This is a genomic window from Methanocalculus pumilus, from assembly GCF_055382585.1.
The window spans coordinates 1,764,760-1,790,364 of the sequence record NZ_AP042393.1; the positions used below are offsets into that span (position 1 = coordinate 1,764,760).

Here is a 25,605-nt window from a genome sequence, read left to right on the forward strand (position 1 = left end):
AACCTGTCCGGGATTGAGAGGGGAGAGAACAGATAGCTCATAAGAATGATCCCCCTCCGGCACCATTATTATATCAAAACGCTGAACCGTCTCAGTATGATCCATGCCCGGGATGTTCGAAAAGAGTTTGATTCGTTTGTTGCACTGAAAGGACTGGATGTCGATGTTGATAAGAATGGCATCTTTGGGATCATCGGGCATAACGGGGCAGGGAAGACGACATTTCTGAAGATATGTGCAGGACTGCTCACGCCCACATCTGGTACCCTTGAGATAGATGGCATCGACGTCATTGCCGATCCGAATGCGCTGAAGGAACGGCTCGGGTATCTCCCTGAAGAGTCACGGCTGTACGATACCATGACGATCTCGTCCTACCTCTCATTCTTCGGGGAGATCTACGGGATGCCCCGGAAGGAGATCAAAAGACGATCTGATGAGCTTCTCTCCTCCCTGAACCTCGCGGATGAAGGAAAAAAGCTAGGAGAGCTCTCAAAAGGGATGCGGCGGAAGGTTGCAATTGCACGATCGCTCCTCCATGACCCGACGATACTCGTCTATGACGAGGCAACGTCGGGGCTTGATCCGATGACCTCGCGGTTCATCACAGGGTTTCTCCGAAAACTGCGTGATGATGGCAAGATGATCATCATCTCTGCACATAACCTCTTCCAGGTGGAGGAGATATCTGACCAGGTGTTAATCCTCTCTGAGGGGGAGAGGGTTGCGTTTGGCACGATGGATGAACTGAGGGAGGAGTTTGGATCACTGACCTACTTCATCCATTTCAGGATTTCCGATCCCGCATCACTTTCCGGAAACCTCCTCTTCTCCCAGGACGACGGAGGGTATATATCGACTGCAAAGGATATCGATCAGCTCAACCGGATCACGTCGCAGATTGATGCGGCAGGCGGGAGTGTCGAGCGGATAGAATCACGGTACCCGAGCCTTGAAGAGATGCTGATGGCGGTGTGAAACGATGATGATTCATATAATGATACTCTGTGGAATAAAGAGCAGAAAACAGAAGAAAACGGGCCTGAAGGGATTTGAACCCCTGACCGACGGATTAAGAGTCCGTCGCTATTCCTGACTAAGCCACAGGCCCAGCGTTTTGACTTAATACCGTTATAGCCAGGACTATTTATGCCTTCTGAAAAATACCCTTGACCACCCCCTCCAATCACCATTATAATATTGAAAGTACCAGAGTACGGTATGGCTGATGGCGGAAAGAGTGACCCAAAACCAGTAGTCCGGTATATGGTATTTGGGTGCGGGAGCATCGGCTACAATGTCATAGAGGAACTCCTGAAAGAAACCGATAATATCGTTGTTGTCGACTCTGACGAGAAGCGGGTCGAGGACTTAAAAGACCATAAATATCAGGCGATAGCCCATGACATATCAGACCCGGATCTCTTCCAGGATCTCCCCATTCCTGAGATCATCTTCGTTCTTTCAAGCAATAAGGAGGCAAATCAGGCCGCTGTCAGACTGGCGAAGAAATGCCATCCGCAGGCATTCTGCATAGCGCGTGCAGTCGATCTCTTCTCTGTCGACAAGCTCGTTGAGGAGGGGGCGGATGTTGTGCTCTATCCCCAGCAGGTGGTCGCAAAATCGGCTGTCAACCATATGAAGCGGCTGGTTGCCGCACGAAGCGCACAACAGCTCTACTCGCTTCTTGAAGGAATGAAAGGAACACTCGGCATCATCACGCACCGAAACCCCGATCCGGACGCAATCTCCAGTGCCATGGCACTCTGTGCCATCGCCCAGGGCGCAACCAAAGGCGAGCTGAAATGCGTGATTCTCTTCGATGGAAATGTCGGGCATCAGGAGAATCGCGCATTCGTCAATCTCCTTGAGATCCAGATGGACCGGATCACTCCTGAAAGGCTGAAGGAATGCACCCATCTTGCACTCGTCGATTCTGCTGCACCCGGAATCAACAATGATCTCGATCCGGATCTTGCCGTCGACATCATCATCGATCATCACAGCTCAGACGGCGTTGAGCTGAAGAAAAAACCTAAATTCATGGATATCCGCCCCGAAAGCGGTGCTACTGCAAGCATCTTCGCCCAGTATCTCCAGGAACTCGATATCAACGTGGATACAAAGATTGCAACCGCCCTCTACTATGGCATACGGGCAGATACCCGCGAGTTCCGTCGTGGCGTCACCTCAAATGACCTCTATAATGCCGCATACCTCCTCCCCCTCTCAGATGCGGATCTCCTCGAGAAGATCATGTCCCCATCGTACTCCCAGGAGACTGTTGATGTGATAGGGAATGCAATCACAAGCCGCAAAATAAAGAATGGATTCCTCTTTTCAAATGTCGGCTATCTACGGAACCGTGATGCCATCCCCCAGGCGGCTGATATGCTCGTCAATCTTGAAGGGGTAACAACCGCCCTCGTCTATGGCATCACCGATCATCAGATCACTATATCCGCCCGGAACAAGGATATCCGGGTGCATATCGGCAATGTCCTCAAAGAGGCATTCGGTGATTTCGGTGATGCAGGGGGGCACGGAACAATGGCTGCTGCAAACATACCCCTCAACTACTTCTCACTCGTCCGCGACAAGGAAGAACTCCTTGAGATGATCATTGACCCGATCTTAAACATCTTCACCAAGATCGTCGGGATCGATGATAACGGGGATAAGAATGAGGTTTGAAGAATGGGAACCTCACTATATTGAGATTCTTGACTATTTTGGATTTGACCGCAAATCTGATGAGACAGCAGCCGATCTCCTTGCCAGGATCCTTCCCAGGGATGATATCAGAGCGCTTGAATTTCTCATTTCTGGAAAGACCGTAACCATCTGCGGCAATGCCCCCTGCCTTGGATCAGAACTCGACAGGATAGAGGGCGTAGTCATCGCAGCAGATGCCGCAGCACTTGTTTTGTATAATGCAGGTATAATCCCGGATGCGATCTTCACCGATCTGGATGGGGCAGATGATCCCTTCATCACCATGAATGAAGGGAAGACGATACTCGTCGTCCATGCCCATGGTGACAACATGCCGCTCCTCCAGAGGTGGGTTCCACAGTTTCCTGGGAAACTGGTCGGAACCACGCAGGCAACACCGCTTCTGCAGATCTATAACTTCGGCGGGTTCACCGATGGCGACCGCGCCGCCTTCACAGCAGACGCGCTCGGGGCAGCACGCCTGATCTTCATCGGTTTTGACCTCTCCGACACCTCAGTCGATCCGATGAAGAAGGGGAAACTCTTCTGGGCACGCCGGCTCCTCGGCATGATCGGCCATGAACTCTGACGCTCTCATTATTGACGGGTATGTGGACGAACCCGCCTGCCTCGGCGTCCCGCCATACATCTCACCCTATATCCGGACAACAGCAGGCGTTCTCACTGAAGCGGGGTATCAGGTGCACTATACCACAATCGATCAGATCAGATCAACACCCCATGAGCTTCAGGCACTCAGATCGATCCCTCTTGTTGTCGTTATCGCCGGCCAGACCGTTCCCGGCAAGTACCTTGCCGGAACACCTGCAACCCTGACTGAACTGCGGCAGATAGGATCTCTCTTTGAGGGAAGCAGGCTCCTCCTCGGGGGACCCATCAATTACGGCATCTCGCCCGGCGGTGGAAGAAAGGCAGTGAAAGAGTCGGTGCCGGGCTATACTGCATTACTCACCGGCGATCCGGCGACCGCCTTAAACCGGTTCCTCCTGGATGAAGAGACGCATGGTGTGGAGGATTATGCAGAGAGCGGGCGGTGGAGTATCCTTGGAGCAAGGATTGTCAATGAACATCCCCATTTCCCATACGTCATGCTCGAGCTTGAGACTGCAAAAGGGTGTTCACGTGCAGATACCGGCGGATGTTCCTTCTGCACCGAACCCTTCCATGGCACCCCGAGGTACCGTCCCATTCACCTGATTGAAGAGGAAGTTGCCGCTCTTGCTGCGAATGGTGTCCGGCATTTCCGGGTAGGGCGCCAGCCCGATCTGCTGGCATACGGAAGTAGTGGCGGCGGGTTTCCACGCCCTGACCCTGAAAAGATCCGGGATCTCTTCACGGCGATCCGGCGGGCGTCACCGGATCTCGCAACCCTCCATATAGATAACGTAAATCCAGGTACGATCGCCCGGCATGAGGACGCCGCCCGCGAGGCGCTCGCGACAATAGTCGAGCTCCATACGCCGGGGGATATCGCTGCATTCGGGATGGAGACTGCCGATCCTGATGTGATTGCTGCAAACAACCTCAAGGCAACACCGGAACAGATGATGGATGCGATCAGAATCGTCAACGAAGTAGGAGGTATCCGGGACAAAAATGGCGTTCCCCATCTTCTGCCGGGGTTAAATTTCGTCTGCGGACTATTCCATGAGACCGAAGAGACCTACCAGCTGAACCAGTCCTTCCTCGAAGACCTTATCGCATCAGGACTTCTTGTCCGCCGGGTCAATATCCGGCAGCTGATGCCGTTTGAAGGAACACGGGCGTATAATGAGAATACGCTCGACCAACATCATGGAGCATTCCGATCCTTTAAAGAATGGACACGGAAGCATTTCGATCCCGTTATGCTTGCCCGTGTCTTTCCCATCGGAACCATCCTGAGAGATGCAGTCGTTGAGATTTCGGGGAGAACCTCATTTGCACGCCAGATGGGAACATACCCGATCCTGATCGGCCTTCCCCTTGAACTCAAAGAACGGAGCCTCGTCGATTCGGCCGTTGTAGGATACGGGAGCCGTTCCCTCACCGCCCTCCCCTATCCGGTACCTGTCAACAGCCTCCCGGCATCGGCCCTGAAAGCACTTCCCGACATCGGGAAGAAGACACAGGCCACCATCCTTGCAAAACGCCCGTTTAAAGATCAGAAGGAATGGGAGAAGGCGACCGGCGGAACCGGGATCGACCATCTGATCACCTTCTCCTGATCGCAAGGTGCATAAATCCGGAACGATAAGTAGGGTATATGGAGCCGCCTGTTCAAACTGATGAAGTTGAAACACTTCCGGATTGGCACACACAAACAATCAGCGAGATCAGGCGGCGGCTCGAAACTGGTGACGAGGGATTGTCTGAGGAGGAAGCTCTTGCACGATCCCGTATATATGGGGCAAATTCCCTCCCCGAGAGGAAGAGAACTTCGGGAACAATCATCTTCTTAAGGCAGTTTGCAAGCCCCCTTATCTATATCCTCCTCGCAGCAGGCGTTCTCTCAATCGCATTCGAGGACTGGACAGATGCGATCTTCATCTTTCTTGTGATCTTTCTGAATTCCGGGATCGGATCGATCCAGGAGTGGAAGGCAGAGAAGAGTGCGGCTGCCCTCCAACAGATGCTGAAGATCTTTGCCCGAGTGAAACGGGGAGGGCAGGAAGAGAAAGTATCAGCAGAAGCGCTCGTCCCGGGCGATCTTGTCCTGCTCGAGTCGGGAGCACGGGTTCCGGCTGATCTCAGGATCATATCTGCATCCTCGCTTGCTATCGACGAATCGCTCCTCACCGGTGAATCAGAAGCCGCAAAAAAGAAGACGCCGGTTCTTCCCGCAGATACTCCGGTTGCGGATCGGAAGAACATGGCATACGCGGGAACAACCGTGATGTCAGGAAGGGGCACCGGAATTGTGACGGCAACCGGAACAGAGACCGAGATCGGGAAGATCGCCGCCTCCGTCAGCAGCTCTGCAATGGGAAAACCTCCGATCATCATCAGGATGGAGGTCTTTGCAAAGAAGATCAGCATCGCCGTCCTGATGGCATCGGCATTCCTTGCAGCAGTTGTGCTGATGCAGGGGGAACCACCACGGGAGGTCTTCTTCCTCGCAATCGCCCTTGCGGTATCTGCAATCCCCGAAGGGCTTCCTGTCGCCCTCACCGTCGCCCTTGCAATCGCTACCGGCAGGATGGCCGAGCGGCATGTGATCGTCAGGCAGCTCTCGGCAGTTGAGAGCCTCGGCAGCTGCACGGTGATCGCAAGCGACAAAACCGGGACGCTGACGGTGAACCAGCAGACTGCAAAGGTGATTATACTCCCGGATGGCAGGGAATTCAGCATATCCGGTGAAGGATACTCGGGAGTGGGCGAGATCACCGGATCTGATGGAGAAGAGACGAAGAACAACCCCGTCCTTCACGCAATTGTAAAAACCGGGGTCATCTGCAATGAAGGCGCACTCTCGGAACGGGAGGATGGGAGATGGCAGTACCATGGCGATGCGATGGATATCGCCTTACTCTCGCTTGGGTACAAGGCAGGCATACCACCGGATGAGATCAGATCGAAGGTGACGATACTGGCAGAGATCCCGTTCTCATCAGAGAACCGGTTTGCCACCGCCTGGTACCAGGAGGGAGATGACCGGATGATCGCCGTGAAAGGCGCCCTTGAGGTGATCCTCCCCGGATGCAGAACCATGCTGACAGATGAAGGCAGCAGGGAGATCGATCCGATTAAAATCGAAGAGCAGATGGAGCGGCTGACTGCCCGCGGTTACCGCGTCCTTGCCATTGCCGGGGGGAGATCAGATCCCGAGGAGGTGAAAGGCGGACCCCCATCACCACTCGAACTCTACGGACTCGTCGGATTCATCGATCCGATACGGCCGGAGGTCTATGATGCGATAACCGAGTGCAGGGAGGCGGGCGTCGATATTGTGATGATCACCGGCGATCATCCAAAGACTGCCCTTGCAATCGCCCGCGAACTCGGGATCGCAACCAGCGAGAGCGAGGTGATGAGAGGCGACGAGCTGGCAGCCATCCGTGATGCACCCGACAGCAAGGCATTCCTTGACAGAATCAGAAGGATGCATGTCTTTGCAAGGGTTAGCCCTGACCAGAAACTGGCGATCGTCAATGCACTGAAACAGAGTGGCGAGTTCGTTGCGGTGACGGGCGATGGTGTGAACGACGCACCAGCACTCAGGTCTGCAAATATCGGGATTGCAATGGGAACCGGCACCGATGTTGCAAAAGACACCGCCTCGATGATCATCACAGATGATTCATTCTCATCAATCGTCTCAGGAATCAGAGAGGGAAGATTTGCCTATGATAATATACGCAAGGTCACCTATCTCCTCGTATCAACCGGATTTGCAGAGGTATTTCTCTTCATAGCCGCCCTCATGATCGGACTCCCCCTCCCCCTGATCGCCGCCCAGCTCCTCTGGCTGAATCTGGTGACAAACGGGATCAAGGGTGTCGCCCTTGCATTTGAGCCCGGTGAGGAAGGGGCAATGAAACGCCCGCCCCGGAGTCCGGACGAAGGGATCTTTAATGATGTGATGATGCGGCAGATCGTGGTGGCGGGCCTCGCGATGGGCGGTATTGCGCTCGTCTCCTGGTACTGGCTCCTTGCAAACGGCTATTCACAGGCAGAAGCACGGAACCTGATCGTCCTGTTGATGGTGATACTCGAAAACTTCCATGTCCTCAATTGCAGGTCGGAATACCGTTCGTTCTTCAGGATACCGCTTCGGACCAATCTCTACCTTGTCGCAGGCATCATTGCGGCACAGGTGATCCATACCATCGCGATGTATGTTCCATTCTTCCAGGATGCCCTTGGAATCGCGCCGGTCTCACTCCATGAGTGGATCGCGGTCATCGCCCTCTCTTCAGGCGTCCTTGTGGTGATGGAGATCTATAAGTTCCTGATGAACATGAGAAAGATCAGAGCAGAAGCCCCATGATCATCCGGTCGATATCAGGATAATAATAGGATTCTTCATAGGAGAGGATCTCAAAGTTCTTTGACTGGAGCAGTGCCGTTACAGGAGTATGCCGTTTTGAGAGTGCGATCCTGACGCGTTTTGCCCCCCTCTTCCTGAAGGATTCAAGAAGAGGATCAAGCAGATCAACCCCGACACCTTTTCCCTGCCATTCGGCGGCAACGCCAATCCTCAGGATCCATGCCTCTTTTTGATCATCTGCAACCTGCGCCCCGATGATATAGCCGATTGGATCGTCTCCATGCGTCGCAACCAGATATGTCTCGTGAAAGAGTTCGCCTGCCTGGCGGAGGAAGATGGGAGAATACCCGTAATCCCCGAAAAGCTCCCTTTCAATCCGGCAGATATGCGGATAATCCCCCTGGATGTATGTACGTACCAGATACTCCATCAATCATCACCCTGTGTATCTACAACCCCCTTTTGAAAGAAAAAATACCTTTCGATCCGGGTTTTAGTGGAAAACCCTTTGTCTGTTTCCATCGTACATATAGGAATACAGGAGAACGAGGGATCCAGGTGGAAGAAGTCACCAGCAGTTATACACCAAAAGAGGTGGAGGAGGAGGTACGTGCATTCTGGCATGCTGAAGATACCTACAAGAATGTACAGAAACTCAGGAAAAATGGAAAGCCATTCTTCTTCGTTGACGGACCGCCATATACCACCGGGTATATCCATCTTGGAACGGCATGGAACAAGATCTTAAAGGATGCCATACTCAGGTATCACCGGATGCATGGACGCCATGTGATCGATCGGGCGGGATACGACATGCATGGGCTTCCAATCGAGGTCCGTGTTGAGAACGAACTTGGATTTACCTCAAAGAAGGATATCGAGACATTCGGGATTGCACAGTTTGTCGAGAAATGTCGGACATTTGCCGTTACCCATAAAGAGATCATGAGCAGGCAGTTCTCAGATCTCGGCGTCTGGCTTGATTTTGAGAACCCATACCAGACGATCTCAAACGACTATATCGAAGCTGCATGGTTCACCCTCAAACGTGTCGAAGAAGAAGGGATGCTTGAACGCGGATACCGCGTCGTCAACTGGTGCCCGCGATGTGAGACCGCCATCGCCGATGCCGAGGTCGAATACCAGGATGTCACCGATCCATCAATCTTTGTCAAATTCCCCCTCACCGGAGCAGAGAACGAATACCTCGTCATCTGGACGACAACACCCTGGACACTCCCAGCTAATGTCGCCGTTGCTGTTGCTGCCGATTTCACGTATGCACGTGTGAGGGCAGTCCGGGAAGGCGTAACCGAGATCCTCTGGATCGCAGACGATCTTGTTGAGAGCGTTCTGAAAGCCGGACGGTACCAGGACTATGAGATCCTCGGTGTCAAAAAGGGTGCAGAACTTGTCGGGACCGAATATACATCCCCTCTTCTCTCCTCTGTCCCGATGCAGGCCCGGATTGCCCACCGTGTCGTTGCTGCGGACTTTGTTGCCATGGAGAATACCGGCATGGTGCATATCGCTCCCGGACATGGCTGGGACGACTATGTCCTCGGCATGAAGGAGAACCTCCAGATCGTCTGTCCTGTTGACGGTACCGGACGGTTCACAGAAGAAGCTGGCGAATTTGCCGGACTCTATGTCAAGGATCCGGAGACAAACAGAAACGTCATCGACGCACTCGGTTCCGCACTTCTTGCCGGGAAGAAGATCACTCACCGGTACGGCCACTGCTGGCGTTGCAAGACCCCCAATATCTTCCGTGCCACCTCCCAGTGGTTCATCAAGGCAAGTGATGCCAAAGAGAAGATGCTCGCGTCTATTCAGGACGAAGTGACCTGGTTCCCGGACTGGGCAGGGAGCGCACGATTCCATGACTGGATCGAAGGTGCGCGCGACTGGTGCATCTCCCGGCAGCGGTACTGGGGCATCCCGATCCCGGTCTGGGTCTGCCCGTCATGCGATACCTATCGGGTGATCGGCAGGTTTTCCGAGCTTGAAGAGCTCTCCGGTAGAACAATCGCCGATCCACACCGGCCTATGGTCGATGAGATCACAATCCCCTGCACCTGCGGCGGCACTATGCACCGGGTTGAGGATATCTTTGATGTATGGTTCGATTCCGGGGTCGCCTCATGGGCAACACTCAGCTATCCGGGTGAAGAGGAGGCATTCAAAAACCTCTGGCCTGCCGACTTCATCACCGAAGGCCAGGATCAGACACGGGGATGGTTCTACTCACAGCTCGGCCTCTCTACAATCGCCTTTGGACAGGCGCCATACAAACAGGTGCTGATGCACGGGTTTGCTCTGGATGCACAGGGAAAGAAGATGTCCAAGAGCTTTGGAAACGTCGTCACCCCTGAGGAGGTCATTGAGAAGTTCGGGGTTGATATTCTGCGGTTGTATATACTCTCTGCGAGCGCACCCTGGGATGACCTGAAATTCAACTGGGATGGTGTAAAGACGGTTCATCGTACACTCAATATCCTCTGGAATGTCTACCGGTTCCCGATCCCCTACATGCGGCTTGACAACTTCCAGCCGGGAGCGGATGCAGCCGGTGCCTATGATCCATCAGTAATCCGCCGCATTGCTTCTGACGGAGCATTTGAGGATCGGTGGCTCATCTCAAGGATCCAGTCCCTCACCCGCGATATAAGCAGGGCTATGGATGAATACCAGATGCATCAGGCGACCCGGAAACTCCTCTCATTCATCTTAGATGACCTCTCCCGCTGGTATGTCCAGCTTGTGAGGCCGAGGATGTGGCTTGAAGAAGACTCGGCCAGTAAGCAGGAGGCATATGAGACGATCTATTTCGTGATGAGACGGCTTGTCTCGCTTGCATCCCCGTTCATCCCGCATCTTACTGAACTGATCTACCAGAACCTGAAGCTCGACGGGGATCCGGCCAGCGTCCATATGCTCGACTGGGCAGAGGCAGATGCCAGCCTGATCAGCTGCGCTATCGAGGATGCGATGCAGGTCGTTCAGTCCTTTGATGATGCTGTTGCCAATGCACGGCAGGCAGGAAAGCGGAAGCTCCGGTGGCCGGTCGGCGAGGTCGTGGTTGCAACAGAGAGTTCACTTGTCAAAGAGGCGGTCGAATCCCTCCTTCCACTCTGCAAGGCACGGGCAAACACACGGAATATCCGGGTTGTTTCAGGCACCTGGGAACGTATCCTCTGGACGGCTGAGCCGCAGATGAAGAAGATCGGGCCCGAGTTTGGAAAAAACGGGGTACTGGTCAAACGTGCAATCGAGGAGTCGGACGGAACCGCACTCCGGCAGCAGATCAATGAGGCGGGATCTGCAACCATCACCGCCGGCGATCAGGAGATCGTCATCACGGCAGACCATGTCTCCTTCAGTGAGAAGCTCCCCGAAAATGTGTACTCGGCCACAATGCCCGATGCAACCATCTATGTCGATGTCTCCCTCACCGACGAACTTGAGGCAGAAGGATATGCACGTGAAGTGATCCGGCGTGTCCAGGAGATGCGCAAACAGATGGATCTCTCTGTCGACGATCAGATCCAGGCGGCCATTGCTATCGGAGAAGATCGGATCCGATCACTGCTCGACCAGTCAAAAGACTGGATTGCAGGAGAGATCCGTGCATCATCACTTGTGTTTAGAAAAGAGAAGGTGGAAGAGGCAGGGTTCTCATCAGACTGGGATATCGAGGGGCTCAGCGTATCAATTACCCTGCTTGGGCCCTGAGATGAGAGAGGAGAGATACACTCTCCCCTCCTGTGAATTGAAGAGCGGGGGAGTTCGATCGGATACAATCCGGTTCCTCTGCGCAACCACAGCCTCATCTTCTTTTGGATTATAACCGCTCACCTCTTCAGAGGCACGGAAGACAACCAGTCCACGCCTCTGCCACCCGGGTGTCTCTGCCAGATTGATACCCCTTAAATGCATCAGCTCGTGCATGGCAGCGGTATTCATCCCATGGAGCATCTCCTGTACTACTTTCGCAGAATGGCCATCCTGTCCCAGTGCCCACTGAGAGTAGGCATTATTGTGGTTCCTCCACGCCTCTTTCTGTCGCCAGATGAGATAATCAATCGCAGTTTCACTGTCAACCGGAACAACCCGCGCGTCAAATGAGAGCGGTTCGCGGAGAGAAAGCTCGATTGTCAGGGCACTTGATGCAAAAGAAGCGGCAACAGAGTCGAGCTTTTCAACACGCCCGAAAAATGGGAGCTTTGTAAAGAAGATATTGATCTCATCGGAGAAGGTATAAGCAAACTCCGGAGAGAGACCGCTTTTCCCCAGAAGAAGCGATGATACCATCTCCATGGCAGAGGAGAAACGCTCGTCAAAGGGTTTTTCGAGACCGAGGGCTTCTGCCACGGAGCGGAAGGATCTCCCGTCAAGCCTGATGAAACAGGGTGCTATTGTCCTGAGTTCCGAATAGATCTCCCTTCGCTTCATTCGTCTATTTCACGTTCGGCTGATGTATTGAAGGCGCCGGGTATGTGCCGGATAAGGACAATGTCAGAAACCTCCTTAATCAGGCGATAGGGAACTTTCAGGCCCTTGAACGACTTTAAGTCAATAATATCAGGATTAATGTTTGTCAGGGCAAGCGATGCCATCTTTTTGTTATCTATATCGATGACAACATCAGCGACATTACCGATGAACACAGCCCTGTCAGTGTATACGCTCATTCCAAAGAGTTCTGAGATCTGCCACTTCATATCAATCTGTTCAAGATATATACTAAATACTTAAAAAAGATACTCCCTTGCATGAATGGATCGCTGGAGATAGGACGGATTTTTGACATCCCTGTCCGCCTTCATATCACTTTTTTACTGGTGATACCGCTCTTTGCATGGATCATCGGCAGCCAGATCAACCTGACAATCGAATTTATTGAGGGTATCTTTGCCATCCCCATCGACAGAACCATCATTGAAAGTGGTGTTGTACCCTATATTCTCGGCACGATCGTGGCGCTTACCCTCTTCTTCTGTGTATTCATCCACGAACTTGCCCATTCGCTTATTGCACGTGCCCACGGCATTAAGATCAACTCAATAACGCTGATCATCTTCGGCGGCGTCGCTTCGATGGAGGAGATGCTCCCTGACCCAAAAGTGGAGCTGCCTATGGCGATTGCAGGCCCCCTCACCAGCCTCGGGCTTGGAGTCCTCAGCTGGATTCTCATCTATGTCGTGGATCTGGTCGTTGACGCCCCGGCTGTTGCAGGTGTCTTCATTTATGGATTCGGATACCTGGCGATCCTGAATATCCTGCTCTTTGCCTTCAATCTCCTTCCGGCATTCCCGATGGATGGCGGACGGGTGCTTCGTGCATGGCTTGCAAAACGGATGCCGCTTCATCGTGCAACACGGATTGCATCGGATATCGGGAAGGGGTTTGCCATACTCTTTGGGATCTTCGGGATCTTCACCTTCAGCTTCATCCTCATCATCATCGCATTCTTCATCTACATCGGCGCAAGCCAGGAATCGTCAATGGTTACAACAAACTTCCTCCTCCAGGATGTAACCGTCGGCGAGATCATGTCGAGAGAGGTCCTGAGTGTCGAGCCAACCCTCCCGCTCACCGAAGTGATACGGCTGATGTACACAACAAAACATCTTGGATTTCCTGTTGTGGACCGGGGAGACCTTATTGGGATCATCACTCTTGCAGATATCCACAGGACCAGCGATATCGACCGAGAAGCGATGCAGGTCCGTGATGTGATGAGCAGGCAGCCGATCACCACCCTCCCGCCATCCGCATCAGTCACCGATGCACTCAGGATCATGACAATGCAGAATATCGGCAGGATCCCGGTCGTCGAAGAGGGAAAAATTGTTGGAATCGTTACCAGGACTGATATCCTGACGGTCCTCGAACTAAAAGATATGGGTTAGAGGGAGAGGGTCTGCCTGATACCGGTGGCATCGGTCCTGTAACCGCTTGATTTGTTCAGGATTGTTCTGAATAAATCAGATTCGATCACCTCAAGGAGGGATCTGATCCGGGGATCTTCGAGATCTTCGGTCATGATCCCGATCTCATACCGCTCGGTTCCCACCGGGACAAATGAGAGACCAGTGATCTCTGCCGCAGATGCGACACAGAGACCTGCATCCGCCTCTCCGCTTGCAACAGCAAGGGCAACAGCAAGATGGGTCGTCATCTCCCGATCATAGCCTGAGATCGCCGATGGTGCGATACCACGCTCCTTCAGGAGGTGATCAAGGAGCATCCGGGTACCTGACCCTTTCTGCCGGTTCACAAACGAGACCGAATCCAGCTCCTCAAAGGTGATCCCATCCCGTGAGACGATACCCTGTTCCCGTTCTGCAACACAGACGAGGGTCACCTCCTCTCCTGCAAGGTACCGTTCCAGGTACCGGACATTATAGGTGCCATCCGGTGCAAGAAGATGCATCGGCGCGCAATGGCAGTGCCGCCTCTTCAGGGCAAGAATACCGCCCATACTCCCGATATGTGCAGAGTGGACCGGGAGCGGAGCGAGGAGATCGGCCATCCGATCAAGGATCGGATCGTGGCTTCCGGATAGAATAAGAGCAGATTCGAGTTCCTCTTTCGGCACACTCAGGGAAACCGGAATCTTTTCGCCTGCCTCCAGCCCTTCTGAATCAGCCGGTATCCTGAGAACACCGTTGGATCGGACCGCACTCATCTGGACACCCGCACCACGTGAGAGCGGAGTTGCAATCAGCCGTCCTGCCACACGGCCCGCGGTCATCAGTACAAACTCATCAGTTCCGATATCCGAGGCGAGTGTCCGGGTCAGTTCCGCCTCGATCAACTCGCGGGATGGAACAGGGATCCCTGCACCCCTGATCACCGGTGTGATGATCTCCCGGATCACCGTCAGGGCGGAGAGAGGGTAGCCAGGGAGGCCGATCACCGGCTTACCCCTGATCACCCCGATGATCACCGGTTTTCCCGGTTTTATACCAACACCATGAACCAGCACCTCGCCAAGCTCACCGACCACCTGCGCGGTATAATCTTTGGTACCCTTTGACGAACCTGCCGAGATGATCACCATATCATAGGCAGATACTGCGGCATCAATCGCGTCCCGTATCCGGTCGGGGTCGTCTGGTACAAGGGGAGAGACCGTTGCATGGACTCCGAGAGAGCGGAGATGTGCTGCTGCCATCTGGCAGTTGCTCTCGACAACCTGGCCGGGTTTTGGGCGTGTGCCATGAGCCACCAGTTCGCTCCCGGTCGGAATAAGCCCTGCAGAGAGGGAGAGGACAGCGACATCGGTGATCCCATATGCGGCAAGCGCCCCGATATCGTGGTACTGTATCCGGTGGCCACGGGGAAGAACCATCTCGGATTCGGCTATATCCTCACCAACCGGCCGGATATGCTGCCATGGTGCTGCTGCTCTTCTGATCACATATCCTCCGCCCTCAAACGCGACATCCTCGATCATAATCACGGCATCACAGCCTGGTGGAATGACATTGCCGGTGTTCACGCGGACTGCATCCTGAAGAATGACCGGATGCTTATCGGTTGCACCATTGGTTGCCCGCGAAGAGACCGCAATTCCATCCATTGCCGAGAGATGTGCTTCGGGAACAGAATATTCCGCATAGATCGGATTGGCTGTTACCCTGCCGACACTCTCCATGAGGGGAACACTGATCACCTGCGGAACTGGCGGACAATGGCTGCGGATAAGTTCAATCGCCTCTTCGAGCGGGACGAGAGAGAGATACCGGTTCACCACAGGATCACCTCGACAGACGCCCCCGTTTCAAATCCCTCGGACTCTGCCGGTACACGGACATATCCCTCACTCTGGACAAGTGTATGGAGGAGGCCTGATTTTGAGAAGATCGGGGTTGCCACCCCGTCCCTTACTCTCACCCGGACATAATCCTCTCTCCCTTTTGCAGAGGGGATCCCGGCATCAAGGGTTGCAGAACAGCTCTGCTCCAGAAGAATAACGCCGCTCATCACAGCGAGAAGGGGTGCGCAGATCGCCCGCATGACCATAAATGCCGAAGACGGGTGACCGGGGAGGCCGATCACCGGTTTACCCCGGATCTCACCGATGATCGTCGGTTTGCCCGGGGATATTGCAATCCCATGAACAAGAACCCTTCCCAGATCAGCGATCACCCGTGCGGTTGCATCGCGGTCGTCTTTGGAGCTTCCGCCGGAGATGAAGATGGCATCGGCTTCTTCAAGCGCCACCAGTATGGCAGCGGTGAGTGCATCAGGTTCATCAGGCACGATCCCAAGCGACAGGGGGATACAGCCGCACTGCCGGATAAATGACTCGCAGACGATTGAATTAACATCCCGCACCTGCCCCGGCAGGGGTACCTGATCGGGTGCGACCACCTCGTTTCCGGTTGCGATGACCGCAATCCGCGGGATGCGCCGTACCGGAAGAGAGAGGATACCGGCTGCTGCAAGCACACCCGTCTCCTGGGGAAGAATCCGGTGTCCTGATGGAATGATTAACTCACCGGATCTGAAGTCCTCGTCAGCTGCGACATAGTTCTCGCCACCAGAGACTGGCTTCATCACAAGGATCTGATCCCCTGCCACCTCGGCATACTCGATCATCACAACAGCATCTGCCCCCTCCGGCATCATCCCGCCGGTCGGGACATACCGGCACTCACCTGCCACAATCGATCCCGGATCAGCTGATCCCATCTCGATCCTGCCGGTGCAGGTGAGCATCGCAGGGAGTGATTCCCCGGCACCGATGGTGTCAGAGGAGAGTACCGCATATCCGTCAACGATTGATCGTGCAAACCCCGGCATATCATGAGGTGCAATGATATCGGCATTCGAAATGCGGAAGAGCGCCTCGGATAGTCCAACCATCTCTGTTCCGGGATCTGGTGCGATGGAGAGGAGGCAGGTCACTGCCTCATGTACCGGGATCACCCGGATGAACCGGCTCATTTGAAACAACCCAGCTGGCAACCACGGATCTTGATGCCGTTTTTGTTGCAGTACCGGGATATGTCAAATTTTTCTATGTTGTACTTCTCAGAGATGGCAAACGCCTCTTCGCACCTGATCTCTTTCTCAATACCTTCAGCGGCAAATGCCTCAGCTACTGCGTCGTATGACATATACCAATCATTGCATTCCGATGATATAGCATTTTCAGAATAGTATCATAAGCCATACAGCTACCTGGAGCATGGATCAAGGTTTTGAGAGCCTGGATCAAAGATATAAAGCATGGTAACTGCGCTTATCCATTCGCGCCTTGATCCGGCAGGGGTGGCGATCAGAAGAGCGATCGATTGTCTCATCGGGGAGGAGGGGGAGGATGAATGGCCACTGCTTCAGGATGGCTGGCTCATCCATGAGGTTGGTGGAAGGCTCATCTATGAAGAACGCCTCGATGAGAGGGTGCAGGCGGATCGGATCATCTTCCTCTCCCGCCACACAAGTGTAAATCCCAAGCCGTTGCTGACGGTTCATGTAACCGGCAACTTCGGTGAGGCTGCATATGGAGGTGCACCCGATGAACTCCCGGCGGCTGATCCCGGTATGATGCAGGCGGTTCTCCGGAACCTGATGCTGTATGCCCCGGATGGGTATCGTGCAAGCTATGAGATCACCCACCATGGGCCGAGCGATCTGACGACACCCTCGTTCTTTGTCGAGATCGGCAGTACTGAGAAGGAGTGGCGTGATGCAAGGGCGGCAGAAGCCGTTGCCCGGAGCGTGCTCTCCGCAGTACCGGGAGCATTTCTGCCCCTGATCGGATTTGGCGGCACCCACTATGCAGTCCGGCAGACAGTGATCTCATCAGAGACCCGGGGGGCATTTGGCCATATCGCTCATTCACGGGAAGCAGGGGGCATGACTGCTGAGAGGGTCGGGAGAATGGCCGGGATGACCGGGGCAGTTGCCGGATATATCGATAAAAAAGCGCTCAGCGCGAGTGAATACGATCTGATTGCCGGGCTTCTCAGGGAACTACAGCTTCCGCTTGTGACAGAAGGTATGCTTCATGAGATGGGGAGTGTACCCTGGAAGACCTGGAGCCGGGCAACTGCCCTTGCATCAGAAATTGCGCCCGCATCACTGCTGAAGAACCATGGAATGGAGCGGGACTGCGCATTATCGGTGGTCAGGATCAATGAAGAGCTCCTCAACGAAGCGCTCAGGGTGGGAAAAGAGGAGTTCATCACCGCCCTTGATACCATCACCCCCTGTTTCAGAATCACCAAAGGCGGGGCAGTTGCCCTCCCTGTCTTCATAGGATATTATGAGGAAGAGGCACAATTAGCAAGTGATTTAATAACCCTGTGTGTACAACAGATCACGAAACATTCTCATGCTGTTGTAGAGGGTGATCGCCTTATCATCAGCAGAGAACGTTTTGACCCTGAGAAAGCGCGCAAACTCGGGGTACCAGCAGGACCACTCTTCGGCAGGCTTGCCAGCGGGCAGGCCGTAAATGTTGGAGAGAGGGTCATTTCGGCCGATATGGTCACCACCCATGTTCTGCTGGAGATCACAATCCCGGGATTGGAGAGAATAACATGAGATCAATCGTGGAAGAGGCATTATCACGGAAGAAGGCGGAAGAGGCCGAGGTAGCCGGAGAGGCACCTGCTGAATATCCAAGCTCGCCAATAGTTGATGGACAGGCCAACCCGAAATTCGAAGGGACCATGGATGATGAAGACTTTGAAGATGTTCTCAAGAGTCTACGCACCATAATCACCGTCGTCGGGTGTGGTGGAGGGGGATCGAATACCATCACCCGGATGTTCGAAGAGAATATCCATGGGGCAAAGATGATTGCGATTAATACCGATGCCCAGCATCTTGCAATGACAAGAGCTGACCGGAGAATCCTCATCGGGAGGCAGACGACAAAAGGACTTGGCGCCGGAGCGGTCCCACGCCGGGGTGAAGAAGCGGCATTGGAGAGTGAGGGGGATCTTCACAGAGCTATTGCCGGAAGCCACATGGTCTTTGTCACAGCAGGTCTTGGTGGCGGTACCGGAACAGGATCCGCACCGATTGTAGCAAAGTCTGCTCGTGAAGAAGGTGCACTGACGATCGCTGTTGTGACACTCCCCTTCACCGCCGAAGGTGCAAACAGGATGGAGAATGCCGAGGCAGGTCTCGAACACCTCCGTGAGGTTGCAGATACCGTCATCGTCGTGCCAAACGACCGTCTCCTTGAGGTTGTCCCACGCCTTCCACTCTCCACCGCTTTCAAGGTGGCTGATGAAGTGCTGATGAAGGCTGTGAAAGGGATCACCGAACTGATCACGCTTCCGGGTCTTGTGAACCTCGACTTTGCCGATGTCAGATCTGTGATGGAGCAGGGCGGCATCGCGATGATCGGGATGGGTGAATCTGATTCCGAAGACAAGGCAAGCGATTCAGTGAAGAAAGCCCTCCGCTCACCACTCCTTGATGTGGATATCTCAGGTGCAACCGCCGCACTCGTGAATGTTGTCGGCGGTCCTGATATGACCATGTCAGAAGCCGAAGGCGTGGTTCAGGAGATATACGAGCGGATCGATCCCGACGCACGGATCATCTGGGGTGCCCAGATTGATCCGGGTATGCAGAACAGGATGAGAACGATGCTTATCGTCACCGGGGTTCAGTCCCCCCAGATATATGGAAAGCCGGATCTCCCTCACGGACAGCGGCTCCAGAAGCAATACGATATAGATTTTCTTAAGTGATCACTATGAATACCCCAGAACTCAAGAAACCCGACCTGAAAGGTCTTAATCTGAATGAGGAACTCTTCAGGAAATATATCCGTGTACTAAAGCTGGCGCGGACACCGACCCGTGAAGAGTTCGGCAAAATCGGCCTCGTAGCAGGCATAGGAATTTGTATAATCGGCCTTGTTGGATTTATCATCTACGAGATCATGCTCGTGTTCTAGAATTGATCGAAATGACTGAGGCAATAAACCATTACTACGCAATTAAGACGACCTCAAAGCAGGAACGCGCGGTTGCAGATTCCATCTTCCGTACTGTTGAGCGGAACGATGTTGATATCAGGGTCTCTTCAGTGATTGTACCGGAGGAGCTGAAAGGATATGTGATCCTTGAGTCACCGGAAGGACGCGGCCGGATCCAGGAACTCCTCGAAAGCATCCCCAGTGCACGATCACTTGTGCCGGGCGAGACGAAGCTTGAAGATATCCTGCATTACCTTGAACCAAAACCTGTTGTCTCAGGTATTGATGAGGGAACCATCGTCGAACTGATCGCTGGTCCCTTCAAAGGAGAGAAAGCAGTTGTCAAGCGGATCGATCTCGGAAAGGAAGAGATCACTGTTGAGCTGTATGAGAGTATCGTTCCAATCCCAATCACCGTCCGGGGCGACCATGTCAGGGTCATCGAACGGAAGAGCGAAGAGTAAGAGATAATCTGATCACCTCCAATCCCACTCTTTTTCAGAGAACTATCCCCATCATATTTATCAGATCTGCCGTTGACATATATGAACCACAGCTGACAATCCCATTAAGGGGTTGCCGGCATGGTGATACTATGGCAGAAACTGTCGAGGTACTGGTACCCGGCGGTAGAGCGACCGCAGGCCCGCCATTGGGCCCGGCGCTGGGCCCTCTCGGCATCAACGTGAAGGCCGTTGTCGATGAAATCAATCAGAAGACATCGGAATTCAATGGAATGACTGTGCCAGTCACGGTGGAGGTCGACGATAAGAAGAACTTCACCATCTCGGTGGGTATCCCACCGACGACGGCATTGATCATGAAAGAAGTTGGTGTTGGGAAGGGGGCATCAAGCCCAAATACCCAGCCGGTTGGTAATCTGCCGCTCGAAGCGATCATTCGGATCGCTCGCATGAAACAGGAGTCGATGCTCTCCTATGACCTCAGAAATGCGGTCAAGGAAGTCATAGGCACCTGCCGCTCCGTTGGAGTGACGATCGAAGGCATGAAAGCACAGGATGCTATTGCCGCGGTCAATGCGGGCCAGTTCGATGATCAGCTAAACGCATAGACATAGAGACAACCATAGGAGATCGTTATTTTTACGGTCGAGAACTATGGAGGCATCATTTAATGGTTGAGTTAACCCAGATTCAGAAGGCCGTATCCACGGCAATCGAGCAGGCGCCAGAGAGGAAGTTCCGGGAGAGTGTGGATATCACAATCAACCTGAAGAACATCGACATGACGCAGCCGAAAAACCGTATTGATGCGACGATTCTTCTACCAGAGAGTCCAGGCACCAAAAAAATCGCGGTTCTGGGCAAAGGAGACATAACCACCCAGGCAAAAGAGGCAGGTGCCGATATCATCATCGGTCCTGAAGAGATCGAACGCCTGGGAGGTGCCCCGCGTGAAGCCAGACAGGTTGCATGCGATTATGATTTTTTCCTTGCTGAGACCGCTGTTATGCCACTCGTAGGCCGATGGCTGGGCCCAAGGCTCGGTCCACGCGGCAAGATGCCAATGCCCATCCCACCCGGACAGGACATCAGACCTATTGTAGAGCGTCTGCGCGGCTCCATCAGGATTCGGACCAAAGATAAACTGACTTTTTCTGCGAAGATCGGGACGACAGAGATGACGCCTGAACAGATCGCAGAGAATATCAACACGGTCCTGAGGAGAGTCGAAGCAGATCTCGAGCAGGGTTCACAGAACCTCCGGTCGGTCTTTGTCAAAACGACCATGGGGCCGGCAGTGAGGTTGATCTAAATGGCAGTATACACACGCCACCTGCCTCAGTGGAAGCAGGATGAGGTTGAAGAAGTCAAGAAGTATGTTCAGGAATATGCCGTACTCGGCATCATCGATACATTTGGTATCCCTGCAACACAGTTTCAGCAGATCCGGCGGAACCTCAAAGAGAGAGCCACCATCAAGGTGATGAGAAACACACTCATCGAGCATGCATTCTCTGATCTTGGTGGAGTATATGACGATCTCAAAGAGCATATCACCGGACACTCGGCACTGATCTTCACAAACGACAACCCCTTCAGATTGTTCAAGTCCCTTGAACAGACGAAGACAAAGCGGGCTGCCAAAGCTGGTGAGATCGCACCAGAGGATATCGTTGTTCCAAAGGGACCAACAAGCTTCAAGCCAGGCCCTATCGTCAGCGAACTTCAGCAGGCGGGTATCCCGGCCACCATCGATGGCGGCAAGGTGAAGATCCGCGAGACGAAGACGGTCGTAAAGGCTGGCGAGGTCATTGACCGGAAGAAAGCCGGTGTCCTCTCGAAGCTAGACGTAAAGCCGATGGATGTCGGTTTATCTCTTTTCGTCGCACTCTACCAGGATGAGCTGTATCTTCCGGATGTACTTGGTATTGACGAGACTGAATACTACAACAAGCTCGTTCTTGCCGTCCAGCAGGCGTTCAACCTCTCAGTCAATGCAGCCTATCCGACTGCATTCACGATGGAGACGATCCTTGCAAAGGCATTCCGTGAGGCTCGCAGCCTTGGTATAGAGGCCGCTATCTACGAGAAGGATGTCATTGATGGCATCATCGCAAAGGCATACAGACAGATGAACACAATCAAAGTATTAGTTGAATAAGGTGACTGAATTATGGAGTACATATACGCTGCTCTCTTACTGCACTCTGCTGGCAAGGCAGTTGAAGAAGAATCCGTCAAGGCAGTTCTCTCTGCCGCAGGTATCGCTACAGACGAATCCCGTGTAAAGGCGCTCATTGCCGCCCTTGACGGCGTTGACATCGAAGATGCCATCAGCAAGGCCGCTGCAGCACCCGTTGCAGTCGCAGCTGCCGCAGCACCTGTAGCAGCAGCCGCTGCTGAAGAGGCGCCTGAGGAAGAAGAGTCAAAGAAGGAAGAGGAAGAAGAGTCCGGCATGGCCGGTCTTGGAGCCCTCTTCGGCTAAATTTCTTTTTTTTACCCAGACAATCCCGCCACTGAAGAAGGCAGGAACTGGTTTTGATTGTGGTGCATATAAGCCGGAGTGCGAACACTACTGTTGCAGGACCGCTCAATTTTCGTTTGAAGAATACACCATCAGAGGTGGGAAGGATTTGGTTTTACCTCAAGATCTGATGCCGCTATCTTTTCACAAAGCCGTCTCCGCTTCCGGATAGGCCAGAGATCATAGAGGAAGAACTGGACCGGTTTCCAGAGGGCAACCCACCCGATGATGATCAGGGACTCGGCGATCAGCCCAGCAAGCGATCCCTGGTCGAAGATATCTGATGCATGCTGGCTGATTGTCAGGCAGAAGAAGAGGAAGACGATCCCGATTGCCAGATTCAGCCTCTCACGCCTCCATTGGACCGAGAAGGCGTGCCCTGCCAGTGATCCGAGATAGAGGAAGTGGTTGGCAACTGCCATTCTGATATTCTCTGTCACCTCATGAGAGATAAGGGGGAGCGGCAGGTACACGGTTATCCGGGCCTTCTGATCGAAGGGAATCTCTTCAAAAGAGGCATAGATATACTCTTCAGCATCAGGATCCAGTTCCTTTTCATAGAAAGGCGAGGGATCAAGGGTATTGAAGAGCTGGATAACGTTTGAGATCTTCAGTTCAACACGGGCGATCTCATCCGGATCCTCAGGCGGAAATCCAAATTCCCGTTCAGGATACTCAAACTCCTGTGCCTCCATCTTCATCACCTGCTTCCGGCGATGATCGCCTGTCCATATGAGATGCAGCCATCACCAAGGGGGTATTCTGTGTTGATGACCGGCTCGATTCCGGCTCTCCCGAGCTCGTCACAGATGGTGGATCTGATCATGTGGTTGTAGCAGACGCCTCCTGAGAGGGAAGCCTTTCCGATACCGTGCTCTTCGGCTACAGACGCTGCTATCCGGGCAATACCACGGGCGAGATTGAACTGGAAGGATGCGGCGATATCTGCAACAGCACGCCTCTGTATCTCGTGGCTCTCCTCTTTCAGGGGAAGATACCGCAGACATGCCTCTTCCATCAGGCGGGAAGTCGAAAGCACCTGACGGCCGTTCTCTTCAGAGATGAGAAGCTCCCACTCAGCAGCTCTTCCCGACGCAGCCACTGCCTCAAGACGCATCGCGGGCTCGCCATCATAGGTTCGTTTGGAACAGATGCCAAGGAGGGCGGATGCGGCATCAAGTACCCTCCCGGTGCTCGTTGTGGGTATGGTGTTGAACCTTCTTTCAACCTGATGTGCAAGTGCCGAACAGGCGATATCATTCCATCCCCGCCCGGCAAGGAGATCCAGGACCTCAGGATTGGGGAGGATGCCATAGAGCATCCGTTCGGGGTTTGTGGTAGCGGCATCCCCGCCCGGCATCAGGACCTGCTCAAGGTGTCCTGCCCGTGCATAATCAGGCGCCTGCCCGACAAAGATCTCGCCGCCCCAGACCGTGCCGTCATCCCCGTACCCGACACCGTCAATGGCGATACCGACACACCGCTCACGGGTCGCAGCGGCAATATGTGCACGATGGTGCTGGACCGGGACCAGTGCTGCACCAAGCTCTTCTGCAAGGTCTCTTGCATATCGTGTCGAGAGGAACTGTGGATGAAGATCACAGGCGATGATCTCAGGAGTGGTTCCGGTTAAGCCCCTGAGCCGCTCCACCGTCTCCTCAAGGTAGCGGACGGTTGAGGGGTTCCTGATATTTCCGATATGAGGGGAGGTGATGCAGAAGCCATTATTGTAGATGGTGGCATTGGCATTCAGTTCCGGCCCGACAGCGAGGATGGGTGTTTTTCCAAGATCAATCCGGGTCCTCTTCGGTGCAATACCCCGGGAGAGGCGGATGATCAGGCCATCACGGACAACCGAATCATCACAACGGTTCTGGATCTCGCGATCATGGGTGAGGAAGTAGTCCACCACACCCCGAAGACGTGACATCACCAGATCGATCTCGGTTATCATCGGGTTGCCGGGAACATTCGCACTTGTCATCACAAGCATCGGTGACGTAAGGTGACTGAAGAGAAGATGGTGAAGACCGGTATAGGGGAGCATCATCCCGAGGGTGTGCAGGTTTGATATCGTCGGGTGGGATGTGTGATCGCGTTTTTCAAGGATGACAATAGGGCGTGCGGGACTTGTGAGCTGTTTTCTCTCCTCATCATGCAACATAGCAACCTGCTCGATGGTATCGGCTTTTGCCATCACTGCAAACGGCTGCCCGGTCCTTCCGAGGAAGGTTTTCAGCCGTTCTGCTGAAGATTCGATACATGCAATATGGAAACCCCCGATCCCGCGTATTGCGAGGATCTTTCCCATATCAAGAAGTTCTGCTGCCTTTTTGATCGGGTCTGCAACCGGCATGCTCCGGCCGTCCGGATCCATCAGGGTGAGCGCGGGGCCGCAGGCAGCACAGGCGATCGTCTGGGCATGGTGGCGCCTGGATCGCGGGTTCCAGTACTCCTCCTCGCATGAAGGGCAGAGAGGGAAGTGATCCATTGTTGTTCTCTCCCGATCATAGGGGAGCGCGCGGATGATACTGTACCGCGGGCCACAATCCACGCAGGATGTTGCCCAGTAGTTGAAATAACGACCATCCACCTGATTAATATCATGGATACAGGCCTCACAGATGGCAACATCGGGGGGGATCAGGCCGGAGAGAGTGCCTGCTTTGCTATCAAGGATTATGAAACGGTCGGGGATTGAACCTGAAAGGGGTGAGACGATCACCTCATCTATGGCTGCAAGGCGCGGCCCTCTCCGGACCGCATCAAGGAACTCGTCAAAACGATCTCCTTCAGCGTGAATAAGGACTTCGCTGCCTAGATTGGTGACCGAGCCACGGATGGAAAGCGACTCCGCAGTTGCATAGACAAAGGGACGGAACCCCACACCCTGTACGATCCCACGGACGATGATTGTGCCGGATCTCCGCATGGATTATCAACAAAGGTTATA

General features: G+C 53.7%; 23 protein-coding genes and 1 tRNA gene. 15 read left to right on the forward strand and 9 right to left on the reverse strand.

All coding sequences use genetic code 11. The features are described from left to right. Positions 1-96 precede the first annotated feature (96 nt). Positions 97-978: an ABC transporter ATP-binding protein gene (locus ACZ44I_RS09330; RefSeq protein WP_464550535.1), complete on the forward strand. Its 882-nt coding sequence runs from the start codon at positions 97-99 to the stop codon at positions 976-978. Positions 979-1,037: 59 nt separating this feature from the next. Here the strand turns inward: ACZ44I_RS09330 and ACZ44I_RS09335 are convergent. Then, positions 1,038-1,111, reverse strand: a tRNA-Lys gene (locus tag ACZ44I_RS09335). A 110-nt stretch (positions 1,112-1,221) separates the two neighbouring features. On the opposite strand from ACZ44I_RS09335, the gene ACZ44I_RS09340 reads away from it, so the two are divergent. From ACZ44I_RS09340 to ACZ44I_RS09355, 4 genes are read left to right on the forward strand one after another with little or no spacing between them, the layout of a single operon-like run. Then, the gene (locus ACZ44I_RS09340) at positions 1,222-2,694 is read left to right on the forward strand and encodes a DHH family phosphoesterase (RefSeq protein WP_464550533.1); all 1,473 of its coding nucleotides are present in this window, start codon (positions 1,222-1,224) and stop codon (positions 2,692-2,694) included. Next, positions 2,684-3,304 (forward strand): 6-hydroxymethylpterin diphosphokinase MptE-like protein, encoded by a 621-nt coding sequence (locus ACZ44I_RS09345; protein WP_464550531.1) that lies wholly within the window; start codon positions 2,684-2,686, stop codon positions 3,302-3,304. Before ACZ44I_RS09340 ends, ACZ44I_RS09345 begins: the two co-directional genes overlap by 11 nt. Then, the gene (locus ACZ44I_RS09350; RefSeq protein ID WP_464550529.1) at positions 3,294-4,943 is read left to right on the forward strand and encodes a radical SAM protein; all 1,650 of its coding nucleotides are present in this window, start codon (positions 3,294-3,296) and stop codon (positions 4,941-4,943) included. Before ACZ44I_RS09345 ends, ACZ44I_RS09350 begins: the two co-directional genes overlap by 11 nt. 38 nt (positions 4,944-4,981) lie before the next feature. Continuing rightward, the gene (locus ACZ44I_RS09355) at positions 4,982-7,705 is read left to right on the forward strand and encodes a cation-translocating P-type ATPase (RefSeq protein WP_464550527.1); all 2,724 of its coding nucleotides are present in this window, start codon (positions 4,982-4,984) and stop codon (positions 7,703-7,705) included. Here the strand turns inward: ACZ44I_RS09355 and ACZ44I_RS09360 are convergent. Beyond that, the gene (locus tag ACZ44I_RS09360; RefSeq protein ID WP_464550525.1) at positions 7,686-8,135 is read right to left on the reverse strand and encodes a GNAT family N-acetyltransferase; all 450 of its coding nucleotides are present in this window, start codon (positions 8,133-8,135) and stop codon (positions 7,686-7,688) included. The genes ACZ44I_RS09355 and ACZ44I_RS09360 overlap by 20 nt on opposite strands. Before the next feature lie 128 nt (positions 8,136-8,263). On the opposite strand from ACZ44I_RS09360, the gene ileS reads away from it, so the two are divergent. Then, positions 8,264-11,440 (forward strand): isoleucine--tRNA ligase, encoded by a 3,177-nt coding sequence (gene ileS / locus ACZ44I_RS09365; protein WP_464550523.1) that lies wholly within the window; start codon positions 8,264-8,266, stop codon positions 11,438-11,440. On the opposite strand, the gene ACZ44I_RS09370 is transcribed toward ileS, so the two are convergent. Continuing rightward, positions 11,417-12,160: a tRNA(His) guanylyltransferase Thg1 family protein gene (locus ACZ44I_RS09370; RefSeq protein WP_464550521.1), complete on the reverse strand. Its 744-nt coding sequence runs from the start codon at positions 12,158-12,160 to the stop codon at positions 11,417-11,419. The genes ileS and ACZ44I_RS09370 overlap by 24 nt on opposite strands. Further along, the gene (locus ACZ44I_RS09375; protein WP_300331886.1) at positions 12,157-12,429 is read right to left on the reverse strand and encodes a PRC-barrel domain-containing protein; all 273 of its coding nucleotides are present in this window, start codon (positions 12,427-12,429) and stop codon (positions 12,157-12,159) included. The genes ACZ44I_RS09370 and ACZ44I_RS09375 overlap by 4 nt, the downstream gene beginning before the upstream one ends. 51 nt (positions 12,430-12,480) lie before the next feature. Between ACZ44I_RS09375 and ACZ44I_RS09380 the strand changes: the two genes are divergently transcribed. Further along, positions 12,481-13,620: a CBS domain-containing protein gene (locus tag ACZ44I_RS09380; RefSeq protein WP_464550519.1), complete on the forward strand. Its 1,140-nt coding sequence runs from the start codon at positions 12,481-12,483 to the stop codon at positions 13,618-13,620. Here the strand turns inward: ACZ44I_RS09380 and ACZ44I_RS09385 are convergent. From ACZ44I_RS09385 to ACZ44I_RS09395, 3 genes are read right to left on the reverse strand one after another with little or no spacing between them, the layout of a single operon-like run. After that, positions 13,617-15,470 (reverse strand): molybdopterin biosynthesis protein, encoded by a 1,854-nt coding sequence (locus tag ACZ44I_RS09385; RefSeq protein ID WP_464550517.1) that lies wholly within the window; start codon positions 15,468-15,470, stop codon positions 13,617-13,619. The two genes, ACZ44I_RS09380 and ACZ44I_RS09385, sit on opposite strands and share 4 nt — an antisense overlap. Beyond that, the gene (locus tag ACZ44I_RS09390) at positions 15,464-16,666 is read right to left on the reverse strand and encodes a molybdopterin molybdotransferase MoeA (RefSeq protein WP_464550515.1); all 1,203 of its coding nucleotides are present in this window, start codon (positions 16,664-16,666) and stop codon (positions 15,464-15,466) included. The genes ACZ44I_RS09385 and ACZ44I_RS09390 overlap by 7 nt, the downstream gene beginning before the upstream one ends. Further along, complete coding sequence (locus ACZ44I_RS09395; protein WP_300333638.1) at positions 16,663-16,839, reverse strand: hypothetical protein; 177 nt, start codon at positions 16,837-16,839, stop codon at positions 16,663-16,665. Before ACZ44I_RS09395 ends, ACZ44I_RS09390 begins: the two co-directional genes overlap by 4 nt. Before the next feature lie 112 nt (positions 16,840-16,951). Between ACZ44I_RS09395 and ACZ44I_RS09400 the strand changes: the two genes are divergently transcribed. The 8 genes from ACZ44I_RS09400 (at position 16,952) to rpl12p (ending at position 22,613) form a co-directional block, all read left to right on the forward strand. After that, positions 16,952-18,271 carry a D-aminoacyl-tRNA deacylase gene (locus tag ACZ44I_RS09400; protein WP_464550512.1) on the forward strand — a complete coding sequence of 440 codons (1,320 nt, stop codon included), beginning with the start codon at positions 16,952-16,954 and terminating at the stop codon, positions 18,269-18,271. Next, positions 18,268-19,434: a cell division protein FtsZ gene (ftsZ, locus tag ACZ44I_RS09405; protein WP_464550510.1), complete on the forward strand. Its 1,167-nt coding sequence runs from the start codon at positions 18,268-18,270 to the stop codon at positions 19,432-19,434. Before ACZ44I_RS09400 ends, ftsZ begins: the two co-directional genes overlap by 4 nt. 5 nt (positions 19,435-19,439) lie before the next feature. Further along, positions 19,440-19,643 carry a protein translocase SEC61 complex subunit gamma gene (locus ACZ44I_RS09410; protein ID WP_464550508.1) on the forward strand — a complete coding sequence of 68 codons (204 nt, stop codon included), beginning with the start codon at positions 19,440-19,442 and terminating at the stop codon, positions 19,641-19,643. An 11-nt stretch (positions 19,644-19,654) separates the two neighbouring features. Further along, positions 19,655-20,128 (forward strand): transcription elongation factor Spt5, encoded by a 474-nt coding sequence (locus tag ACZ44I_RS09415; protein ID WP_464550506.1) that lies wholly within the window; start codon positions 19,655-19,657, stop codon positions 20,126-20,128. 131 nt (positions 20,129-20,259) lie between these two features. Next, positions 20,260-20,736, forward strand: coding sequence for a 50S ribosomal protein L11 (locus ACZ44I_RS09420; RefSeq protein ID WP_464550504.1), 477 nt, complete (start codon positions 20,260-20,262; stop codon positions 20,734-20,736). A gap of 62 nt (positions 20,737-20,798) precedes the next feature. Beyond that, the gene (locus tag ACZ44I_RS09425; RefSeq protein ID WP_464550502.1) at positions 20,799-21,440 is read left to right on the forward strand and encodes a 50S ribosomal protein L1; all 642 of its coding nucleotides are present in this window, start codon (positions 20,799-20,801) and stop codon (positions 21,438-21,440) included. Next, complete coding sequence (locus ACZ44I_RS09430) at positions 21,441-22,289, forward strand: 50S ribosomal protein L10 (protein ID WP_464550500.1); 849 nt, start codon at positions 21,441-21,443, stop codon at positions 22,287-22,289. A gap of 12 nt (positions 22,290-22,301) precedes the next feature. After that, entirely contained in the window at positions 22,302-22,613 is a 312-nt protein-coding gene (rpl12p, locus tag ACZ44I_RS09435; protein WP_255332474.1) for a 50S ribosomal protein P1, read from the forward strand. 131 nt (positions 22,614-22,744) lie between these two features. Here the strand turns inward: rpl12p and ACZ44I_RS09440 are convergent, their stop codons facing one another. Beyond that, a complete protein-coding gene (locus ACZ44I_RS09440) occupies positions 22,745-23,353 on the reverse strand; it encodes a hypothetical protein (RefSeq protein ID WP_464576500.1) in 609 nt (202 codons plus the stop codon). Further along, the gene (gene hypF, locus ACZ44I_RS09445) at positions 23,353-25,584 is read right to left on the reverse strand and encodes a carbamoyltransferase HypF (RefSeq protein WP_464550496.1); all 2,232 of its coding nucleotides are present in this window, start codon (positions 25,582-25,584) and stop codon (positions 23,353-23,355) included. The genes ACZ44I_RS09440 and hypF overlap by 1 nt, the downstream gene beginning before the upstream one ends. Positions 25,585-25,605: the final 21 nt, after the last annotated feature.

Excerpts from the sequence above, each read along its gene's own strand:
- rpl12p (WP_255332474.1), top strand. The coding sequence starts at position 22,302 with ATGGAGTACATATACGCTGCTCTCTTACTGCACTCTGCTGGCAAGGCA.
- ACZ44I_RS09355 (WP_464550527.1), top strand. The coding sequence starts at position 4,982 with ATGGAGCCGCCTGTTCAAACTGATGAAGTTGAAACACTTCCGGATTGG.
- ACZ44I_RS09360 (WP_464550525.1), bottom strand. The coding sequence starts at position 8,135 with ATGGAGTATCTGGTACGTACATACATCCAGGGGGATTATCCGCATATC.
- ftsZ (WP_464550510.1), top strand. The coding sequence starts at position 18,268 with ATGAGATCAATCGTGGAAGAGGCATTATCACGGAAGAAGGCGGAAGAG.
- ACZ44I_RS09370 (WP_464550521.1), bottom strand. The coding sequence starts at position 12,160 with ATGAAGCGAAGGGAGATCTATTCGGAACTCAGGACAATAGCACCCTGT.
- ACZ44I_RS09400 (WP_464550512.1), top strand. The coding sequence starts at position 16,952 with ATGGTAACTGCGCTTATCCATTCGCGCCTTGATCCGGCAGGGGTGGCG.
- ACZ44I_RS09345 (WP_464550531.1), top strand. The coding sequence starts at position 2,684 with ATGAGGTTTGAAGAATGGGAACCTCACTATATTGAGATTCTTGACTAT.
- ACZ44I_RS09330 (WP_464550535.1), top strand. The coding sequence starts at position 97 with ATGATCCATGCCCGGGATGTTCGAAAAGAGTTTGATTCGTTTGTTGCA.
- ACZ44I_RS09395 (WP_300333638.1), bottom strand. The coding sequence starts at position 16,839 with ATGTCATACGACGCAGTAGCTGAGGCATTTGCCGCTGAAGGTATTGAG.
- ACZ44I_RS09375 (WP_300331886.1), bottom strand. The coding sequence starts at position 12,429 with ATGAAGTGGCAGATCTCAGAACTCTTTGGAATGAGCGTATACACTGAC.
- ACZ44I_RS09340 (WP_464550533.1), top strand. The coding sequence starts at position 1,222 with ATGGCTGATGGCGGAAAGAGTGACCCAAAACCAGTAGTCCGGTATATG.
- hypF (WP_464550496.1), bottom strand. The coding sequence starts at position 25,584 with ATGCGGAGATCCGGCACAATCATCGTCCGTGGGATCGTACAGGGTGTG.
- ACZ44I_RS09420 (WP_464550504.1), top strand. The coding sequence starts at position 20,260 with ATGGCAGAAACTGTCGAGGTACTGGTACCCGGCGGTAGAGCGACCGCA.
- ACZ44I_RS09430 (WP_464550500.1), top strand. The coding sequence starts at position 21,441 with ATGGCAGTATACACACGCCACCTGCCTCAGTGGAAGCAGGATGAGGTT.
- ACZ44I_RS09425 (WP_464550502.1), top strand. The coding sequence starts at position 20,799 with ATGGTTGAGTTAACCCAGATTCAGAAGGCCGTATCCACGGCAATCGAG.
- ACZ44I_RS09440 (WP_464576500.1), bottom strand. The coding sequence starts at position 23,353 with ATGAAGATGGAGGCACAGGAGTTTGAGTATCCTGAACGGGAATTTGGA.
- ACZ44I_RS09390 (WP_464550515.1), bottom strand. The coding sequence starts at position 16,666 with ATGAGCCGGTTCATCCGGGTGATCCCGGTACATGAGGCAGTGACCTGC.
- ACZ44I_RS09415 (WP_464550506.1), top strand. The coding sequence starts at position 19,655 with ATGACTGAGGCAATAAACCATTACTACGCAATTAAGACGACCTCAAAG.
- ACZ44I_RS09350 (WP_464550529.1), top strand. The coding sequence starts at position 3,294 with ATGAACTCTGACGCTCTCATTATTGACGGGTATGTGGACGAACCCGCC.
- ACZ44I_RS09380 (WP_464550519.1), top strand. The coding sequence starts at position 12,481 with ATGAATGGATCGCTGGAGATAGGACGGATTTTTGACATCCCTGTCCGC.
- ACZ44I_RS09410 (WP_464550508.1), top strand. The coding sequence starts at position 19,440 with ATGAATACCCCAGAACTCAAGAAACCCGACCTGAAAGGTCTTAATCTG.